18 protein-coding genes are annotated in these 16,149 nt (G+C 73.2%); 8 read left to right on the forward strand and 10 right to left on the reverse strand.

The genetic code is table 11. The annotated features are described in order from the left end of the window. Window positions 1–17: 17 nt before the first annotated feature. The 3 genes from Cus16_RS06540 to aztB are packed head-to-tail and all read right to left on the reverse strand — an operon-like array spanning window position 18 to window position 3,009. Complete coding sequence (locus Cus16_RS06540; RefSeq protein ID WP_069711860.1) at window positions 18–923, reverse strand: metal ABC transporter substrate-binding protein; 906 nt, start codon at window positions 921–923, stop codon at window positions 18–20. Beyond that, entirely contained in the window at window positions 920–2,110 is a 1,191-nt protein-coding gene (locus tag Cus16_RS06545; RefSeq protein WP_069711861.1) for a hypothetical protein, read from the reverse strand. The genes Cus16_RS06540 and Cus16_RS06545 overlap by 4 nt, the downstream gene beginning before the upstream one ends. After that, a complete protein-coding gene (gene aztB / locus Cus16_RS06550; protein WP_069711862.1) occupies window positions 2,107–3,009 on the reverse strand; it encodes a zinc ABC transporter permease AztB in 903 nt (300 codons plus the stop codon). The genes Cus16_RS06545 and aztB overlap by 4 nt, the downstream gene beginning before the upstream one ends. A 50-nt stretch (window positions 3,010–3,059) precedes the next feature. On the opposite strand from aztB, the gene Cus16_RS06555 reads away from it, so the two are divergent. Then, complete coding sequence (locus Cus16_RS06555; protein ID WP_083263775.1) at window positions 3,060–3,686, forward strand: metal ABC transporter ATP-binding protein; 627 nt, start codon at window positions 3,060–3,062, stop codon at window positions 3,684–3,686. A 46-nt stretch (window positions 3,687–3,732) separates the two neighbouring features. Here the strand turns inward: Cus16_RS06555 and Cus16_RS06560 are convergent, their stop codons facing one another. Further along, window positions 3,733–4,470, reverse strand: coding sequence for a copper homeostasis protein CutC (locus Cus16_RS06560; RefSeq protein ID WP_069711863.1), 738 nt, complete (start codon window positions 4,468–4,470; stop codon window positions 3,733–3,735). Continuing rightward, window positions 4,470–6,011, reverse strand: a complete 1,542-nt coding sequence (locus Cus16_RS06565; RefSeq protein ID WP_069711864.1) for a M81 family metallopeptidase — start codon at window positions 6,009–6,011, stop codon at window positions 4,470–4,472. Before Cus16_RS06565 ends, Cus16_RS06560 begins: the two co-directional genes overlap by 1 nt. 135 nt (window positions 6,012–6,146) lie before the next feature. Here Cus16_RS06565 and Cus16_RS06570 point away from each other — a divergent pair, with 135 nt between their 5' ends. Further along, entirely contained in the window at window positions 6,147–6,878 is a 732-nt protein-coding gene (locus tag Cus16_RS06570; protein WP_069711865.1) for a S1 family peptidase, read from the forward strand. A gap of 73 nt (window positions 6,879–6,951) precedes the next feature. Here Cus16_RS06570 and Cus16_RS06575 read toward each other — a convergent pair whose 3' ends face one another. Further along, window positions 6,952–7,770, reverse strand: coding sequence for an SDR family oxidoreductase (locus Cus16_RS06575; protein WP_069711866.1), 819 nt, complete (start codon window positions 7,768–7,770; stop codon window positions 6,952–6,954). Window positions 7,771–7,899: 129 nt separating this feature from the next. On the opposite strand from Cus16_RS06575, the gene Cus16_RS06580 reads away from it, so the two are divergent. Beyond that, a complete protein-coding gene (locus tag Cus16_RS06580; protein WP_069711867.1) occupies window positions 7,900–8,787 on the forward strand; it encodes an SDR family oxidoreductase in 888 nt (295 codons plus the stop codon). A gap of 87 nt (window positions 8,788–8,874) precedes the next feature. On the opposite strand, the gene Cus16_RS06585 is transcribed toward Cus16_RS06580, so the two are convergent. After that, the gene (locus Cus16_RS06585) at window positions 8,875–9,231 is read right to left on the reverse strand and encodes a VOC family protein (protein WP_069711868.1); all 357 of its coding nucleotides are present in this window, start codon (window positions 9,229–9,231) and stop codon (window positions 8,875–8,877) included. Between the two features lie 133 nt (window positions 9,232–9,364). Between Cus16_RS06585 and Cus16_RS16605 the strand changes: the two genes are divergently transcribed. Then, the gene (locus tag Cus16_RS16605; protein WP_069711869.1) at window positions 9,365–9,655 is read left to right on the forward strand and encodes a Dabb family protein; all 291 of its coding nucleotides are present in this window, start codon (window positions 9,365–9,367) and stop codon (window positions 9,653–9,655) included. Window positions 9,656–9,663: 8 nt separating this feature from the next. On the opposite strand, the gene Cus16_RS06595 is transcribed toward Cus16_RS16605, so the two are convergent. Both Cus16_RS06595 and Cus16_RS06600 read right to left on the reverse strand, forming a co-directional pair. Next, window positions 9,664–10,161 carry a MarR family winged helix-turn-helix transcriptional regulator gene (locus Cus16_RS06595; protein ID WP_069711870.1) on the reverse strand — a complete coding sequence of 166 codons (498 nt, stop codon included), beginning with the start codon at window positions 10,159–10,161 and terminating at the stop codon, window positions 9,664–9,666. 154 nt (window positions 10,162–10,315) lie between these two features. Beyond that, window positions 10,316–11,023 carry a DUF3800 domain-containing protein gene (locus Cus16_RS06600; RefSeq protein WP_069711871.1) on the reverse strand — a complete coding sequence of 236 codons (708 nt, stop codon included), beginning with the start codon at window positions 11,021–11,023 and terminating at the stop codon, window positions 10,316–10,318. Between the two features lie 147 nt (window positions 11,024–11,170). Between Cus16_RS06600 and Cus16_RS06605 the strand changes: the two genes are divergently transcribed. Beyond that, window positions 11,171–11,896, forward strand: a complete 726-nt coding sequence (locus tag Cus16_RS06605; protein ID WP_069711872.1) for a phosphatase PAP2 family protein — start codon at window positions 11,171–11,173, stop codon at window positions 11,894–11,896. A gap of 55 nt (window positions 11,897–11,951) precedes the next feature. Here the strand turns inward: Cus16_RS06605 and Cus16_RS06610 are convergent, their stop codons facing one another. Next, the gene (locus Cus16_RS06610; RefSeq protein ID WP_069711873.1) at window positions 11,952–13,187 is read right to left on the reverse strand and encodes a multidrug effflux MFS transporter; all 1,236 of its coding nucleotides are present in this window, start codon (window positions 13,185–13,187) and stop codon (window positions 11,952–11,954) included. A 46-nt stretch (window positions 13,188–13,233) separates the two neighbouring features. Here Cus16_RS06610 and Cus16_RS06615 point away from each other — a divergent pair, with 46 nt between their 5' ends. The 3 genes from Cus16_RS06615 to Cus16_RS06625 all read left to right on the forward strand — a co-directional run bounded on the left by Cus16_RS06615 (window position 13,234) and on the right by Cus16_RS06625 (window position 16,116). Further along, entirely contained in the window at window positions 13,234–13,677 is a 444-nt protein-coding gene (locus tag Cus16_RS06615; protein WP_069711874.1) for a MarR family winged helix-turn-helix transcriptional regulator, read from the forward strand. Window positions 13,678–13,868: 191 nt separating this feature from the next. Then, window positions 13,869–15,113, forward strand: a complete 1,245-nt coding sequence (locus Cus16_RS06620; RefSeq protein WP_069711875.1) for an MFS transporter — start codon at window positions 13,869–13,871, stop codon at window positions 15,111–15,113. A 25-nt stretch (window positions 15,114–15,138) separates the two neighbouring features. Further along, window positions 15,139–16,116 (forward strand): NAD-dependent epimerase/dehydratase family protein, encoded by a 978-nt coding sequence (locus Cus16_RS06625; RefSeq protein ID WP_069711876.1) that lies wholly within the window; start codon window positions 15,139–15,141, stop codon window positions 16,114–16,116. The last annotated feature ends 33 nt before the right edge of the window (window positions 16,117–16,149 follow it).

The following is a 16,149-nucleotide window of genomic DNA, read 5'->3' on the forward strand; positions in this document are numbered from 1 at the left end:
TGTACTGATTCTCATTCTCAATCAGAAGTCGACAGGCCCGCGACGATCGCATCCGTGTTGGAGCGCATCATCCCGAGGTAGGTGGAGGCGTCGCCGTCCGCGGTCAGGGACTCGGTCGCGAGGGACCGGATCCGGACGTGCACGTCCACCTCGTCGGCGAGCACCTCGGCCAGCCGTGCGGGCTGCGAGAGGTCGGCGAAGATCGTCGGGACGCCCGCCTCGTCGATCGCGGTGGCCAGGTCGCGCAGGTCGGCAGCGCTCGGCGAGGCCAGCGTGGTGCCGCTCGGGATCACGGCGCCGACGACGCGGAAGCCGTACCGGTCGGCCAGGTACCCGAACACGTGGTGGTTCGTGACGAGCGCCCTCCGCTCCTCGGGGATGCCCGCGAACGCCTCGGTCATCTCGCCGTCCAGCGTCGCCAGCTCGTCGAGGTACGCGTCGGTGCCGGTCGGTTCGACACCGGCGTCGCGCAGGTCGGCGTCGAGCGCCTCGACGACGTCGACCATGCGCTCGGGGTCGGTCCAGAGGTGCGGGTCGGGCCCGCTGTCGTCCTCGGTCGTCCACTCGAGCGCGTCGACGTGGTCGCCGGCGGTGAACACCGGGACGCCGTCGGAGGCAGCTGCCTCGACGTGACGGGCGACCCCCTCCTCGAGCCCCAGGCCGTTCTCGACGACCAGGTCTGCGGTCCGCAGCTGTGCGGCCTCCTTCGCGGAGACCTCGAACGAGTGCGGGTCGGCACCCGCGGGCATGAGCACCATGACGTCGGCGGCGTCCCCGACCACCTCGGTCACGACGTCCCCGAGGATGTTCGTCGTGACCGCGACGAGGGGTCGGTCCGACCCGGCGGACGAGCAGCTCGCCGTGGTCACGACGAGTCCGGCGGCCACGGCCAGTGCGGCGGCGGCCCGGAGGCGGCGCGTCACAGCCCGACCTCGGCGAGGGCCACCGGGGCCTCGGGCAGCTCGATCGACCGCGCGACCCGGGCGCCGTCGGCGAAGTCGACCTCGTGCACCTGCTCCCCGGACGCGTCCGTGACGTAGGCGCGCTGCGCGTCGAGCTGCAGGAGCGGCTCGGCAGCGGGGTCCAGGAGCGGCTCCGTGGTGGCGACGGCCCCGGTCGACGCCGTGACGACCACGACCTGTCCCTGGTCGTCGACGCCCACCACGTGCTCGTCCTCGTCGTCGACCGCCGTCACCGCGCGCAGCGGCCGCTCGGTCTCGACCAGGCGCCAGGTGCCCTCACGGACGTCGAGCAGCCACGCGCCCCGGTCCCCGGCGAGCCCGGCGACCGTGGGACGCCCGGAGCGTGCCGAGAACGCCGTCGGCCGTTCCGCGCCGGCCGGTAGTGCGACGACGGCGGTCCCGCCGTCGTCGCCGACGACGACCGCGCCGTCCGCGCAGCCGACCATCGCCCCGGCGCGGGTCACGATGCCGCCCGCGGCGTCGGCGCACGCCTGCTCGGTGCCGGTCGGTTCGCCGTCGGCGTCGAGCAGGCGGACGACGTCACCGTCCCCGGCCACGAGCTGCTCGCCGAACGGCAGCAGGACGGTCGCGTCGACCCGGGTCGTCTCCTCGACCTCGCCCTGCCCGAGGGCCGCGCGGTCGAGGACGACCGCCTCGCCGCGCTCCGGCCAGGTGATGGTCGTCATGGTCTCCGAGGAGTGCACCTCGACCGGACCGCCGCCGTCGATCGTGTCGACGACCCGCGGCCGCGCGGCGTAGTAGTGCGTGTGGTCGCCGTGGTCGACCGTCCAGGAGCCGCCGTCGACGATCGTCGTCCGGTCGTCGGTGCTCGTCACGAGGAAGCGACCGTCGGTGGCGGCGTGCTCGGGGGCGTCGACCCTGTCCAGGTCGGTGGTCTCCCCGGTGAGTAGGTCGTGGACCGCGGTCGCGCCGGTGGCGGACACGGCCAGGAGGCGCACCTGCGGCTCCTGTGCCTCGCTCGCGCCCGCGACGTAGCCGTGGGGCTTCGCGGTGCCGGTCGGTCCGTCGGCCGCCGGCCCGGTGGACCCGCCCGTCGAGCAGGCGGTGGCGGTGATCGCCAGGGCGGCCGCGATCGCGGTGGTGGTGGCCAGGCGCGCGGGAGTGCGTCGCTTCGTGGGCTGGTTCATGCTGCCTCTCGTGGTGCTGGTGCTGGTGCTGGTGCTGGTGCTGGTGCTGGTGCTGGTGTGCGTGTGGTCGGTCGCGAGCCGGACACCCGCGGGCGGAGGGCCGCGAGGGCGCGGGAGACGGCGACCGAGGCGACGGCGACGGCTGCGATGCTCGCTCCGGCGGCGGTGCCGAGGTGCCAGGACACGAGCAGGCCGACCGCGACCGCGACGGTGCCGGTGCCCGCGGCGAGGAGCATCGTCGACCCGACGTGCTTCGTCCACGCGCGGGCGGCCGCGGCCGGGGCGAGCAGGAGCCCGACGACGAGCAGGGTGCCGACCGCCCGGTAGGACGCGACGACGGCGAGCGTCACGAGGCCGATGAGCACGACCTCGGCCAGCCGGGGGCGGAGCCCGAGGGTCGTGGCCTTCCGGACGTCGAACGCCGCCGCGGTGAAGGGCCGGTGGAACACGGCGGCGAGCACGAGCGCGACGACGACGGCGATCGCGAGTCCGCCGAGGTCCGCGCGGGTCACGGCGAGCACGTCCCCGAACAGGATCGCTGTCACGTCGGTGGCGAAGGACCGCGACGACGACACGATGATGACCCCGAGCGCGAGCATGCCGACGAAGAGCAGCCCGATCGAGGTGTCGTACGACAGCCGCGCCCGGCGGCGGAGTGCCCCGACGCCGAGCACCATCACGCCCGCGCTCACCGCGGCGCCGAGGATCGCCGGGATCCCGGTCAGGGTGGCGACCGCGACGCCGGGGAGCATGCCGTGCGCCAGGGCCTCGCCGAGGAACGCCATGCCGCGGACGAGCACCCACGTGCCGACGACCGCGCAGAGGACCGCCGCCAGGGTGCCGCCCACGAGCGCGCGCAGCATGAAGTCGACGGAGAACGGATCGGTCAGCCAGGTCACGCTGCGAGACGCTACATGAAAACGACTATCGATACTGATAGCGTGTTCAGGTGCTCACCACCGCGGTCCTCCCTGCCCTCGAGGTCGCGCACCTCGTCGTCCGACGCGGCGACCGGACGGTGCTCGACGGCTTCGACGCGACGTTCCCCGCCGGGGTCGTCACGGCGCTCACCGGGCCCAACGGGTCCGGCAAGTCGACCCTGCTCGACGCGCTCGCCGGGGTGGTGACGCCCGTCGGCGGAGCCGTGTCGGGCCTCCCGTCCGGCGGTGTCGCGTACGTGACCCAGGCCGTCCCGCCGACCGCGCTCCCGCTGACCGTGCGGTCGACCGTCGCGATGGGGCGGTGGCGGGCACGGCCCTGGTGGCGACCGCTCGGACGGGCGGACCACGCGGTGGTCGACGCCCAGCTGGAGCGGATGGGCATCACCGACCTCGCCGACCGGCCGCTCGACGAGCTGTCCGGCGGGCAGCGGCAGCGCACGCTCGTCGCCCTCGGTCTCGCGCAGCGCGCGCCGGTCCTGCTCGTCGACGAGCCGACCGCGGGGGTCGACGCCGGGTCGGCGGCACTCGTGACGGCGGCGCTCGCCGACGAGGCGTCCGCCGGGGTCGTCGTCGTGCACGCCGCCCACGATCCCGTGGCCATCACGGCGGCCGACCGGGTCGTGACACTCGACTGACCCGGCTGCTCCGGGCTGACCCTTGCTGCTCCGGGCTGCTCCGGCGTCAGCCGTCGGTGTCGAGCGCGGCCCGCGCCGCGGCGACCACCCGGGGGTCGGTCACCGTGAACGTCGAACCGTCGTCCCCGCTGCCCATCGGCACACCGCCGTGCTCCGTCGCGCCGACCGGGCGCTTCGCGGAGAGGTGCACCGCGGCGACACCGGTCGCCACCAGGGCCGAGACGTCCTCGGGCCGCACGCCCGCACCCGCCATGACCTGCACCGGACCGGCTGCCTCGACCATCCGGGCGATCGTCGCCGCCCCCGCCGGGGCACTCGCGGCTCCGCCCGACGTCAGCACCCGGGTCAGCCCGAGGTCTGCCAGCCGCGCGGCGGTCGCGACCGGGTCGGCAGCGTGGTCGACCGCCCGGTGAAGCGTGACCTCGGCGTGCGCGGAGACCGAGCGGGTGGCGTCCACGAACCGGCGGAGGGCGTCCTCGTCGAGGGTCCGGTCCGGGCGGAGGGCACCGACCACCACCCCGGCTGCTCCCGAGCGCAGGACCGTGCGGACCTCCCGCTCCATGAGCGCGAGCTCGCCGTCGTCGTACGTGAACCCGCCGGGCCGGCAGCGCACCAGGGCGTGCGCCGGGATCCCGGTCTCGTGCGTGGCCTCGACCAGGGCCTGCGAGGGCGTCAGTCCGCCCAGCTCCAGGCCGACGCAGAGCTCGACCCGGTCGGCGCCCCCGTCACGGGCGACCAGTGCCCCGGTGGGCGAGGTCACGGCGATCTCGAGGGCGACGGACATCAGGCGGCTCCGAGGGGTTCGTTCGACGGTGGCACGATGCGCGCGGTCAGGTCCGGCGGCGTCGCGAACTCCCGATCGTAGGGGAACACCGGGCGCTCGATCCGGTGGTGCCCGAGGCGCAGCAGGTCCTGGTCGACGCCGCCGGGGGTGAGCGCCAGCATCCAGTCCGCCGCCATGTCGAACAGCTCCGGCTCGAGGTACCCGATCTTCACCACGACGACGTCGGCGTCTCGCGGGGCGAGGTCGAGATCGGTGAAGTCGTGCTCGTGGTGGTACGGCTTGCGGAGCGTCGTCAGGATCGCGAAGACGCTGCCGACCTGCAGCACGACCTCGGTCTCGGCGTCCCGGTCGCCGTGCCGCACCGCGTGCACCCGACCGGTCAGCGTGACCGGCCCCGCGTGCACGTCGTCGACCTCGGCGCCCGCGGTCACCGTGACGGTCGCCCCGACCCCGGCGGCCACGGCCTCGGCGACGGCGGCCGGGCCGGGGATGCTCGCGTAGATCAGCGTGGGGCCGTCCGGCGCGGCGAACGCCGGGTGCGCGAGCACCTGCGTCAGTCCCCACGTCATGTCGCCGGAACCACCGGCGGTCGGGTTGTCGCCGGAGTCCGAGACGAAGAACGGGCGCGCGGCGCCGGGTGCGAGCGCGGCGGCGAGGCACTCGTCGAAGGAGCCCGTCGGTGCCACGAACGCGAAGTCCTCGCGGGCGTCCCAGAACGCCCGGGCCAGGCGCTCGGCGCCGGCGGCCACGACGTCGCGGTCCCACCCGGTGACGACGGTGACGGCACGGTCGCGGGGCTGGTCGGCCCAGGCGTACCCGACCCAGATCGCGGCGTCGAGCACGCCGTCCTCCTGTTCGACCTCCGGTACCTGCGCGTAGATCGACGCCGCGGGTTCGATGCGGGTCGACGTCTGCTCGCCGGGTAGCAGCACCGGGATCGGGATCCACGCCTTCACCGGGCGCTGTCGACCGACCGGCCGGGTGGCGAGCACGTCGACCAGGTTCCGGACCGCGCGCTCCTTCGTCTCGAGGACGTCCTCGTGCGGGGCCGTCCGGTAGCAGGTGACGAGGTCCACCTGGTGCGCGAGCTCCCGCGTGACGTTGCCGTGCAGGTCCATCGATGCCGACACGATGACGTCCGGCCCGACGACCGCACGGACGCGGCCGAGCAGGTCGGTCTCGGCGTCGTCGAGCCCCTCGACCACCATCGCGCCGTGGATGTCGTACCAGAGGCCGTCGACCGGCCCGATGTCCGTCAGGCGCGCGACGATCTCGTCGGCGAGTTCCTCGTACGCCGGCCGGGCGACGACCCCGCCGGGCAGTGCGTGGCCGATGAGCGCCCCGCGGAAGTCGGCGGAGTCCGCGTACGACGCCAGGAACGGGTACCGCGCCACGACCTCGTCGCCGCGGTCCGGGTGGAAGGCGGGCGCGAGGGTGCGGGTCGGCGTGAACGTCGACGTCTCGATCGCGAGTCCGGCGATCGCGATCACCGGGCGACGTGCAGCGGGCGCGGCGGTGGCGGTGACGGCTGGGTCGGACACGGGATCAGCATAGGGAGCGGTCACGCAGCCCCGGTGTCGGTGGAAGTGCGGACTGGTACGCCCCTCGGACGAGGGTCAGGATGGCCACCTGGTTGCACCCTGCAACGTCGCAGGGTCCTTGATCGAGGAGTCCACATGAAGCACACCCTCGCAGCGGCGCTCGCCGCCGTCGCCGTCGTCGCCGGCGGCGTGTTCGCCGCCACCCCCGCCTCCGCGCTGCCCGCGCACATCGAGGTCGTCGGCGGCGAGCAGGCCCCCACCACGAGCTGGGCGGTCCAGCTCGAGGCCTCCGGCGGGACGATCCCGTCCGGCTACGTGAGCAACTGCACGGGGGAGCAGATCAACGCCTCGTGGATCCTCACCGCGCGGCACTGCATCGACGGCATCGGTGCGATGAACGTCTACCACTCGAACTCCACCACGAACCGCGGGTCCGCCGTCGCCGTCGACCGGGTCAGTGCCGCACCGGCCGGGGACATTGCGCTCGTGCACCTGCGCAGCGCGTACGCGCTCTCCACCTACGCGCCCCTCGACCTGACGGCGGCGGCGAAGTCGAGCGGGACCGGCGTCATCCAGGGCTACGGTCTGCGGGCGAACGCGCAGCAGTCGGACGGGCTGTACCAGGCGACGGTGTCCCTGACCGGCTCGACGCGGGACGCCTACAGCGGTCGCGCGCAGCACGTCACGGGTGTCACCGGCGCCTCGAACCACGGTGACTCGGGCGGCCCGCTCCTCGTCAACGGCAAGGTGGTCGCCGTCTGCTCCACCGGCGACAGCGCCGACCCGGGTGCGAACACCCAGGCAGGGTCGAACTACGCGCTGCTGTCGCAGTCGTCCTCGTGGATCCGCTCCACGGCGGGCGTCTGACCAGCGCAACCCACGGACGGACGGGAGGCGCGGTGCCAGCCAGCACCGCGCCTCCCGTCCGTCAACGCTCGCTTCAGGCGCCGTGCGCCTCCTCGGCGACCGGCTGCCACTCGCGCCACGTCGCGAGACGCGACTCGTAGTCCTGCTCCGCGATGCCGAGCGGCGCCTTGCCGAAGAAGACCCGCAGCGGCGGCTGCTCGGCGTCGACGACCTTGAGGATCGCCGACCGCGTGGCCTCGGGCTTGCCCGGGTCCGACGCGGACGGGCGCTTCGAGGCGGCCTCGCGGACGTCCGCGTAGGCGTCGAGCTCCTCGCTGTGCTTCGAGGACGGACCCGACCAGTCGGTCGAGAACCCGCCCGGCTCGACGAGCGTGACGGAGATGCCGAAGCCCGCGACCTCCTGCGACAGCGACTGCGACAGGCCCTCGAGCGCCCACTTCGACGCGTGGTAGGCGCCGACCGTGGGGAACGCGCTGATCCCGCCGATGCTCGAGACCTGCACGATGTGGCCCGAGCCCTGCTCACGCATGATCGGCAGTGCCGCCTGCGTGACCCAGAGGGCGCCGAAGAAGTTCGTCTCGAGCTGCGCGCGGACCTCGTCCTCGGTCAGCTCCTCGACCATGCCGAAGTGGCCGAACCCCGCGTTGTTCACGACGACGTCGAGCCGACCGAAGTGCTCGGCGGCCTGCTGCACCGCGGCGGTGTCGGCGGCCTTGTCGGTGACGTCGAGCCGGATCGCCAGGAAGGTGTCCGGGTACTGCTCGACGAGTGCCTGCACGTCGTCGGTGTTCCGCGCGGTGCCGGCGACGGAGTCCCCGCGCTCCAGGGCGGCTTCCGCCCACTCGCGGCCGAAGCCCTTCGACGCTCCGGTGATGAACCAGGTCTTGGCCATTCGCTGCCTCCAGTTGCTGTTCGAGTGACGGCGAGCAGGCAACGCCCGTCGCCCTGGCGCCACCTGGGTGCCCGGGTGACAGTCGGACGACTGGACCGGCGCGGAGGCACGTGCGAGCACCATGGCCCCATGAGCCAGTACGAGAAGCGCGATCCGAACAGCCTCTACCCGAAGCCTCCCTTCCCGGAGCAGGAGCAGTCGCTGCCGGGTGCCGCCTGGAAGATGGACCCGGAGCCCGACCACGGCGAGCAGAGCTACGTCGGCAAGGAGCGCCTGACCGGCTACCGCGGCATCGTCACCGGCGCGGACTCCGGCATCGGCCGTGCCGCCGCCATCGCGCTCTCGCGCGAGGGCGCCGACCTCGTCCTCTCCTACCTGCCCGACGAGCAGGAGGACGCCGAGCAGGTCCGCGACCTCCTCGAGTCCGAGGGGCGCAAGGCCGTCCTCGTCCCGGGGGACATTTCCGACGAGCAGTACTGCAAGGACCTCGTCCAGAAGGCCGTCGACGAGCTCGGCGGGCTCGACACCCTCGTCATGGTCGCCGGTCGCATGGACAGCAACGACGACATCCTCACGCTCACCACCGAGCACTTCGACTCGACGTTCAAGACGAACATCTACTCGCTCTTCTGGCTGACCCAGGCCGCGGTCCCGCACCTCGAGCCCGGCTCGACGATCGTCACCACCGGGTCGATCCAGGCCGCGACGCCGTCGCCGGACAAGATCGACTACGCGATCTCGAAGAGCGCCGTGAAGACCTTCACCGAAGCCGTCGCGCAGCAGCTCGCCCCGAAGGGCATCCGCGTGAACTCGGTCGCGCCGGGTCCGGTGTGGACGCCGCTGCAGCCCGGCTCCGACGACGCGGAGACCGTCGCGCACTTCGGCGAGCAGTCGCCGTTCGGTCGCCCGGGCCAGCCCGCCGAACTCGGTGCCGCGTACGTGCACCTGGTGAGCCCGGAGTCGAGCTACCAGTCCGGTTCGACCATCACGATCGCCGGTGGGACGCCCGCGTTCTAGGCAGGACCAGCAACGGACTGGAGGCGCGTGGCGGGTCCGCCACGCGCCTCCAGTCCGTCACCGGGTCGCGTCTGCGACCGGCTCGCCTCAGCCCTGCGGCGGCGAGTACAGCTGCAGGTCGTTGCCCTCGCTGTCCTTGAACGGGATGATCTTGCCCCACGGGTGCTCGCTGACGTCGCCCGCGAAGTCGACGCCCTTCGCCTTGAGATCGGCCACCTCGTCCTCGATGCGGCCGTCCGGCTGGAACGACACGACCGCGCCGCCGTCGCTCGACGGACCCGCCGACTCTCGTCCGTTCAGACCGATGAGCAGCCCGTTCGCGTCGATCTCGCTCCAGTCGTCGTCCTCGCTCTTCACCGTCAGGCCGAGCGCGTCGCGGTAGAACGCGACCGCGCGCTGCATGTCACTGACCGGTACCCAGACCGCTGCCACTCCACTTGCCATGGTGATGCCTCTCGTCGTCGTTGCGTACGGGGGAGACGGTAGGTCGCCGGGTTGCGTGCGGACACAGGCGGAGTGGTGTCCCAGTACCCCGGTGGCAGGGTTGACTCGACGACGGGAGCAGCGGATGGCTGGCGTGACGCACGTGGTGCTGGTGGCACTGACCGATGACGGGAAAGGTGTCACCGAGCGCCTCGACGCGCTGTGCCGCGAGCACCTGCAGCGCATCGACGGGGTGGAGTCGGTGCACTCGGGGACGAGCATCAGCACGGAGGGGCTCGAGGCGGACTTCGGGTGGATGCTGACGGTGCGCTTCCGTGACGCCGACGCGCTCGCCGCCTACCTGCCGCACCCGGAGCACCGCCCGGTCGCCGACGCGATCGGCGCGGCAGCCGGACGGGTCGTGGTGTTCGACGTCGCCGACTGACGCGCGGGTCAGCCGCGCTTCGGTCGGGGACGGGCAGAGCGCGGCGGGACGGTCCGCATGTGGTCGCGGACCCGTCCGAGCACGTCATCGAGGGCATGGACGTCGTCGGCCGACAGCGGCTCGAGGAACAGCTGCCGGAGCACCTCGACGTGCCCGGGGAAGACCCGGCCGAGCACGTCGCGCCCGGCGTCGGTGAGCGCGACCGTGGTGCTCCGCTCGTCCTCGGTCGAGGGCGCGCGCACGACGAGCCCGTCGCGCTCGAGCAGTCCGACCTGGTAGGTCAGGCCGCTCCGGCTGTAGACGACGCCGTCGGCGAGGTCGGTCATGCGCAGGCTGCCGTCGGGGGCGTCGCCCAGCGTCGCGAGCAGCTGGAACTGCACGTAGCTCAGGCCGCCGACGTCCTTGAGCTGCTGCTCGACCGTGTGCCGGAGCAGGCTGCTGACCTCGATGAGCGAGAAGTACGCGCCGAGCTCGGCGGGGTCGAGCGGCGGGACGGGAGCGGGCACCCGTCCATCCTAGGTGTTGCGAAGTCGAAGCACCCCCCGGACTGCGCGCGAGCGAACAGTCGTCTACCCTTGAGGGCACGACGGGCCGGTTCCCGGGACGTCGCCAGCCGAAGGCCCCGCTCGCGGGGCCTTCGTTCTGCCCGGGTCGTGCCGCTCACGGCACCCAGGTCTGCTCGTGTGCCACCGCGGGCGCGATCGCCGCCCATTGCCGGGCCAGCGTCCGGCGGGCGGCGGGGTGCGGGTTGTGGATGCGCTGACGTCGGAAGTGGACGTACACGGCGAGGTCGACGACCTGCAGCCCGTCCGAGAACCGGGAGCAGGCGAAGTTGATCGGCGACGAGATGTGCCGGAGCATCGACGATCCGGCGCCGCCCGTCCCGAACTCCTGGTAGCCAGCGAAGGCGCGTTGGTGTTCTGCCTGTGTCGCGATCTCGTCCGCGACCACGATCGCCTGCTCCTCGTCGCCGTGCGCGGCGGTGTACTGGTCGATCTGTTCGAGGACGTGACCGAAGACGACGGCGTGCGGAGGCGCCGGGTACCGGAATCGCGCATGGAGTCGAGCCACGTCGACGCCGCGGAAGAGGTACCGGACGCCACAGTCCCGGGCGGCGTCGAGGACGGCGAGTGAGACGCCGGCGGCTTCGCGGTGCTTGCCGCGCAGTGGCGACCACGGGCCGCTGCCGCCCATGAGCTCGTGCCCGTGGAACTCGATCTCGGGATCGGTCCCGTGTTCACGAGCAGTTCGCTGCCGGACCGCCGCGAGACGCGATGAGACCGCTTCCCACCCCTCCAGCGTCGCGATCGCGGCACCGATGAAGTAGCGGTCGCGGTCGTACGATTCATCGACGTAGGCGACGAGCATCCCGTCAGCCTCGCACGGGGCGGAGTCGCCCGGAGGGACCTGTGGATGCGCGACCGGTGGCAACGCAGCGCCGGGGCTGAACGGTCTCTGATGCGGAGCGGGGCCGGTACGCCGGGTGGTCGGACGATCCCCTGGGACGATGGACGGATGAGCACCGACCCCGAGCGCCGCCGCAGGAGGGCCGACGTCATCGGCATCCTCGAGCCGAACCCCCGTCCGCTGTCGACGATCGCGATCGCCGTGGTCGCCGTGCTCGTGCTCACCGTGGTCGGGTTCTTCCTCAGCACGGTCGACCTGGGGCTCGCGAAGGCGTTCAACACGCTGCACGTCGGCGCCCTCGGGGCGTTCACCACGGCGGTCTACCACGTCATCAGTCCGGTGCCGGCGATCGCGATCACGTTCGTCGTCGCGGGGATCATCTGGTGGCGGGCTCGCGACGTCCGCCCCGCCCTCGGCTTCGGCATGACGATCGCGATCACCTGGCTGCCGTCGGCGGCGGTGAAGGAGCTCGTGCACCGGGCACGGCCGGACGTCGCACTGCTGCCGCACCCGTTCCCCGTGCAGCCGGACCCCGGCTACCCGAGCGGGCACACCGTGTACATCACCGCGTTCGTCATCGCCCTGGTCTGGGTCGTCCGCGAGACGCGGTGGCACCAGGTGGCACGGGTCCTCGGCGTCGTCGCGATCGCGGTCGTCTTCCTGTCGGTGTCGATCGACGCCGTGCACTACCCGACCGACGCGGCCGCGTCGATCCTCTGGGCGGTCGCCGTGGCACCCGCCGCGCGCGTGGTGTGGGTGGACTGGGTGATGCCGCGCATCCCGGTCCTCCGCCCGCGCGACGGAGCGGCCGTCCCGCTGCGCGTCCGTCGCTGAGGAACCCGCGCGCGGCCCTGCCGACGAACCCGCGCGCGGCCGCGCCGCCGACGTCCTACGCCCGGCTGCGCCGCGCCACGACGAGCGCGACGACGGCGACGACCGCGGCGGCGAGCATGACGATCGCGAGCGGTGCCGCCGTGCCCTCGCCGCCGATGCTCACGAGGGGTGACACGAGCGCCGCGAGCCCGAACTGCAGCGCACCGAGCACGGCGGAGGCGCTGCCGGCCACCCCGGGCACCGCGCCGAGCGCCATCGCCGTGGCGTTGCCGAGCACGAGGCCCAGCGAACCGACGGCGGTGAACAGCGGGACCGCGAGCCAGAGGACCGGCGCGCCGGTGACGACGAGCAGCGCGAACGCGACGGTCGACGCCGTCACCAGGACGATCCCGAGGGTCAGGACGCCCTCGACGGAGCGGGTCGCGGTGAGCTTCGCGGACAGGATGCTGACGCCCATCAGTGCGAGCGCGTTCAGGCCGAAGGCGAGTCCGTAGCCGACCGTGTCGAGGCCGAGCATGCCCTGGTACAGGAAGGGCGACGCCGAGATGTACGCCATCATCACCGCGAACGCGAAGCCGAACACGGCGGTCCAGCCGACGAACGTCCGCGAGCGCAGCGCTCGGAGCGGGGAGCCGGAGGCGGTGCGCTCGGCCCGCAGTGCGTCGCGACGCTCGCGCAGGTGCGTCTCGCGGACCACCGCCAGCACGGCCACGAGCATCACGACCGACAGGCCGAGGACGATCGCGAGCAGCCCGCGCCACCCGATCGGGCCGGTGAGCAACCCGCCGAGCAGCGGTGCGACCACCGGCGCGACCCCGCCGACGATCATCATGAGCGAGAACGCCCGGGCCGCGGGCCTGCCGGTCGCGAGGTCCGAGATGACCGCGCGTCCGATCACCATGCCGGCCGCGCCGCCGAGGCCCTGCAGCAGGCGTGCCACGACGAGCACACCGACGTTCGGTGCGAGCACCGCGGCCGCGCTCGCGAGCACGCACAGCGCGGCACCCGCGAGCAGCGGCGGCACGCGGCCGAACCGGTCGGACAGCGGCCCGAAGACGAGCTGCCCCGCGGTCACGCCGACCAGGAAGGCGGTCAGGGTCAGCTGCACGGTGGTCGCGGACGCCGAGAGCTCGGTCGTCATCTGCGGGAACGCCGGCAGGTAGAGGTCGGTCGCGAACGGCGCGACCGCGCTGAGCAGGCCGAGCACGAGCAGGAGCGGCGTCGTGATGCCCGTCGGCCTGGTGGAGGGCTTCGCCGTCGCGGCGCGGATGGATCCGGTGTCGGTCGTCATGGTTATGAAACCATAACTCATCCGTCGGCAGCGGTACAGTGACGGCATGGCACCAGCGGTCTCCGACGACGCCCTCGCCGAGTTCGCCGACGTCGTCCTGCGCATCGGCCGCGAGGTCGACCCGCACGGCCCGCACGCCCCCGACATCGTGCCGCTCACCGGGACCGAGGCGCTCGTGATGCGCTGGGTGCACCGGAACCCCGGCGCCTCGCCGAGCGCCGTGGCCGACGCCACCGCACTCCAGCGCAGCAACTGCAGCGTCGCGCTCCGCTCGCTCGTCGCGAAGGGCATGGTCGAGCGCCGCACCGACCCGGACGACGCCCGCACGGTGCAGCTGCACCCCACGTCCCGCGCGAACGGGAGCATCGAGCGCCTGCACGCGCACTGGGCCGGGCGGCTCCGTGCCGCCCTCGCGGGCGACGACGAGGGGCTCGCCGCAGCGGCGAACCTGCTGGCGCGCATCGACGACGGCCTGCGCCGACGGGACTGACGGCGGACGGGAGGCGCGTGGCGGGACCGGCACGCGCCTCCCGCCCGCCTCCCGGTCACGCTTGCTACCCTGGTCGGGCACCACAGTACGCAGTGTGTACCTACCGGCCGTCGGCACCCCCGGCGGATCAACGGCGGCACCCCGACGGGCCCGTCGACCGACCAGGCCGGGCCCCAGAAGGCACACCCCTCATGCTCCACGAACGTCGCGCCGACGCGTCCCTCGTCTCCCTCGCCGGTCGGTGGTACTTCCCGATCGCCTTCATCGCCCGGCTGCCCTTCGCAATGATGGTCGTCGGCGTCCTCACACTCGTCGTCGCCTCCCGTGACTCCGTCGCGCTGGGCGGCATCAACTCCGCGTCCGTCGGGATCGGCTCGGCCGTCTTCGGCCCGCTCGTCGGCGCCGCCGCCGACCGCTTCGGCCAGCGCGCCGTGCTCGTGCCCGTCGGCCTCGCGAACGCCGTCCTCCTCGGGGTCCTGCCCCTCGTCGTCGCCGGGACCGCGCCCGACCTCGCGGTCCTCGCGATGTCGTTCTGCATCGGCGCGACCGCCCCGCAGGTCGCCCCGATGTCCCGGACACGACTCGTCGCGATCATCCGACGCCACACGTCGCCCGCCCGTCGCGACAGGGTCTTCAGCGGCACGATGGCCTACGAGTCTGCCGCCGACGAGACCGTGTTCATCATCGGCCCGTTCCTGGTCGGCCTGCTCGCGAGTGCGATCGCACCATGGGTGGCCGTCGCCGGGGCCGCTGCGCTGACGCTCGTGTTCGTCACCGCCTTCGCGCTGCACCCCACCGGCAGGCTCGTCGTCGGTGGGCCGGCGCAGGAGACCCGGGCGCCCGTCCGACAGCTCCTCCGCCCCCGGTTGCTCGTCGTGGTCGTCGGCATCCTCGGCGTCGGTCTGTTCTTCGGCTCGACGCTGACCTCGCTGACCGCCTTCGTGGAAGGTCACGGCGAGGCGTCCCAGGCGGGCCTGCTCTACGGTGTCATGGGCATCGGCTCCGCGGCGCTCGCGCTCGGCTCGGCGGCCTTCCCACGGTCCTTCGGGGTCACGTGGCGCTGGCTCGTGTTCGGCCTCGTGCTGCTCGGCGGGGCGATCGCGTTCAGCCGTGCCGACTCGATCGGGTCCGTCGTGCTCGTCCTCGGGATCCTGGGGATCGGCATCGGTCCGACGCTCGTCGCGCAGTACAGCCTCGGGTCGGACCGCTCCCCGGTCGGCCGCTCGGCGACGACGATGACGATCCTCGGTTCGGCGGTCATCGTCGGGCAGTCGGTCGCGTCCGCGGTCGTCGGCGAGGTCGCCGAGCGGGCGGGGACGGGCGCCGCGATGCTCTTCCCGGCGTTCGCGGCGGGGCTGGTGGTGCTCGCCGCCGTGGCCGACCTGCTGCTCGCGCGGCGGGACACCCGCTCGCCGGCGCCCGAGCCGACCGCCTGACCCGGGGGCGGTGCAGGCTGGGGGCATGCGCATCCTCGTCCTCGGTGGCACCGCCTGGCTCGGCCGGACCGTCGCCCAGCACGCCCTCGACGCCGGCCACGACGTCACCTGCCTGGCACGGGGCTCCGACGTCCCCGACGGTGCCCGGTCGGTCGTGGCCGACCGCGACCGGGACGATGCACTGTCGGAGGTGACCGGCGACGTCCGCTGGGACGCCGTCGTCGACGTCTCCCGGACGCCCGAGCACGTGCGGCGATCCGTCCGTGCCCTCGAACCCGTGACGGAGCGCTACGTCTTCGTCTCGACCGTCAGCGTGTACGCCTCACACGCGGAGCGGGGAGCCGACGAGCACACCGCCCTCCTCGAGTCGTCCGACGACCCCGCCGAGTACGGGGCCGCCAAGGTCGCCTGCGAGCGCGCGGTCCTCGACGTCTTCGGGACCGAGCGGGCGTCGATCGCGCGAGCCGGACTCGTCGGCGGACCGGGGGACCACACCGGGCGCTCCGGGTACTGGCCGTGGCGGTTCGCTCGTGCAGCCGCAACCGGCTGTGCGGTGGTCGTCCCCGCGCGCAGTGAGCGACCCACGTCGGTGATCGACGTCCGTGACCTCGCGGCCTGGCTCGTCGGAGCGGCCGAAGGTGGACGAGCGGGTGTGCACGACGTCACCGGTCGGGTCGTCACGCTGGGGCGGCACCTCGAGATCGCACGTGCCGCGGGTGCCGCGGGCGTCGAGCTCGTGCCCCTGGCGGACGACGTGCTTCTCGATCGCGGGGTGGCACCGTGGGCGGGGGAGCGGTCCCTGCCCCTCTGGATCCCCGACGACGACCACCAGGGCATGAACGACCGTCCTTCGGACCGCGCCCGCTCGGCAGGCCTGACGCGGCGGCCACTCGCCGACACGCTGGCGGACACGCTCGCGTGGGAACGACTGCAGCCGGTGCACCCGCACGGCGCAGGACTCTCGGACGACGACGAGCTCGCCGTCCTGGCCCACGTGGGGTGAGCCGGTCCTCCGTGTCGTCGATGCGCGCGTGCT

The sequence above is a fragment of the Curtobacterium sp. ER1/6 genome (genome assembly GCF_001742745.1).
Classification (GTDB): domain Bacteria; phylum Actinomycetota; class Actinomycetes; order Actinomycetales; family Microbacteriaceae; genus Curtobacterium; species Curtobacterium citri.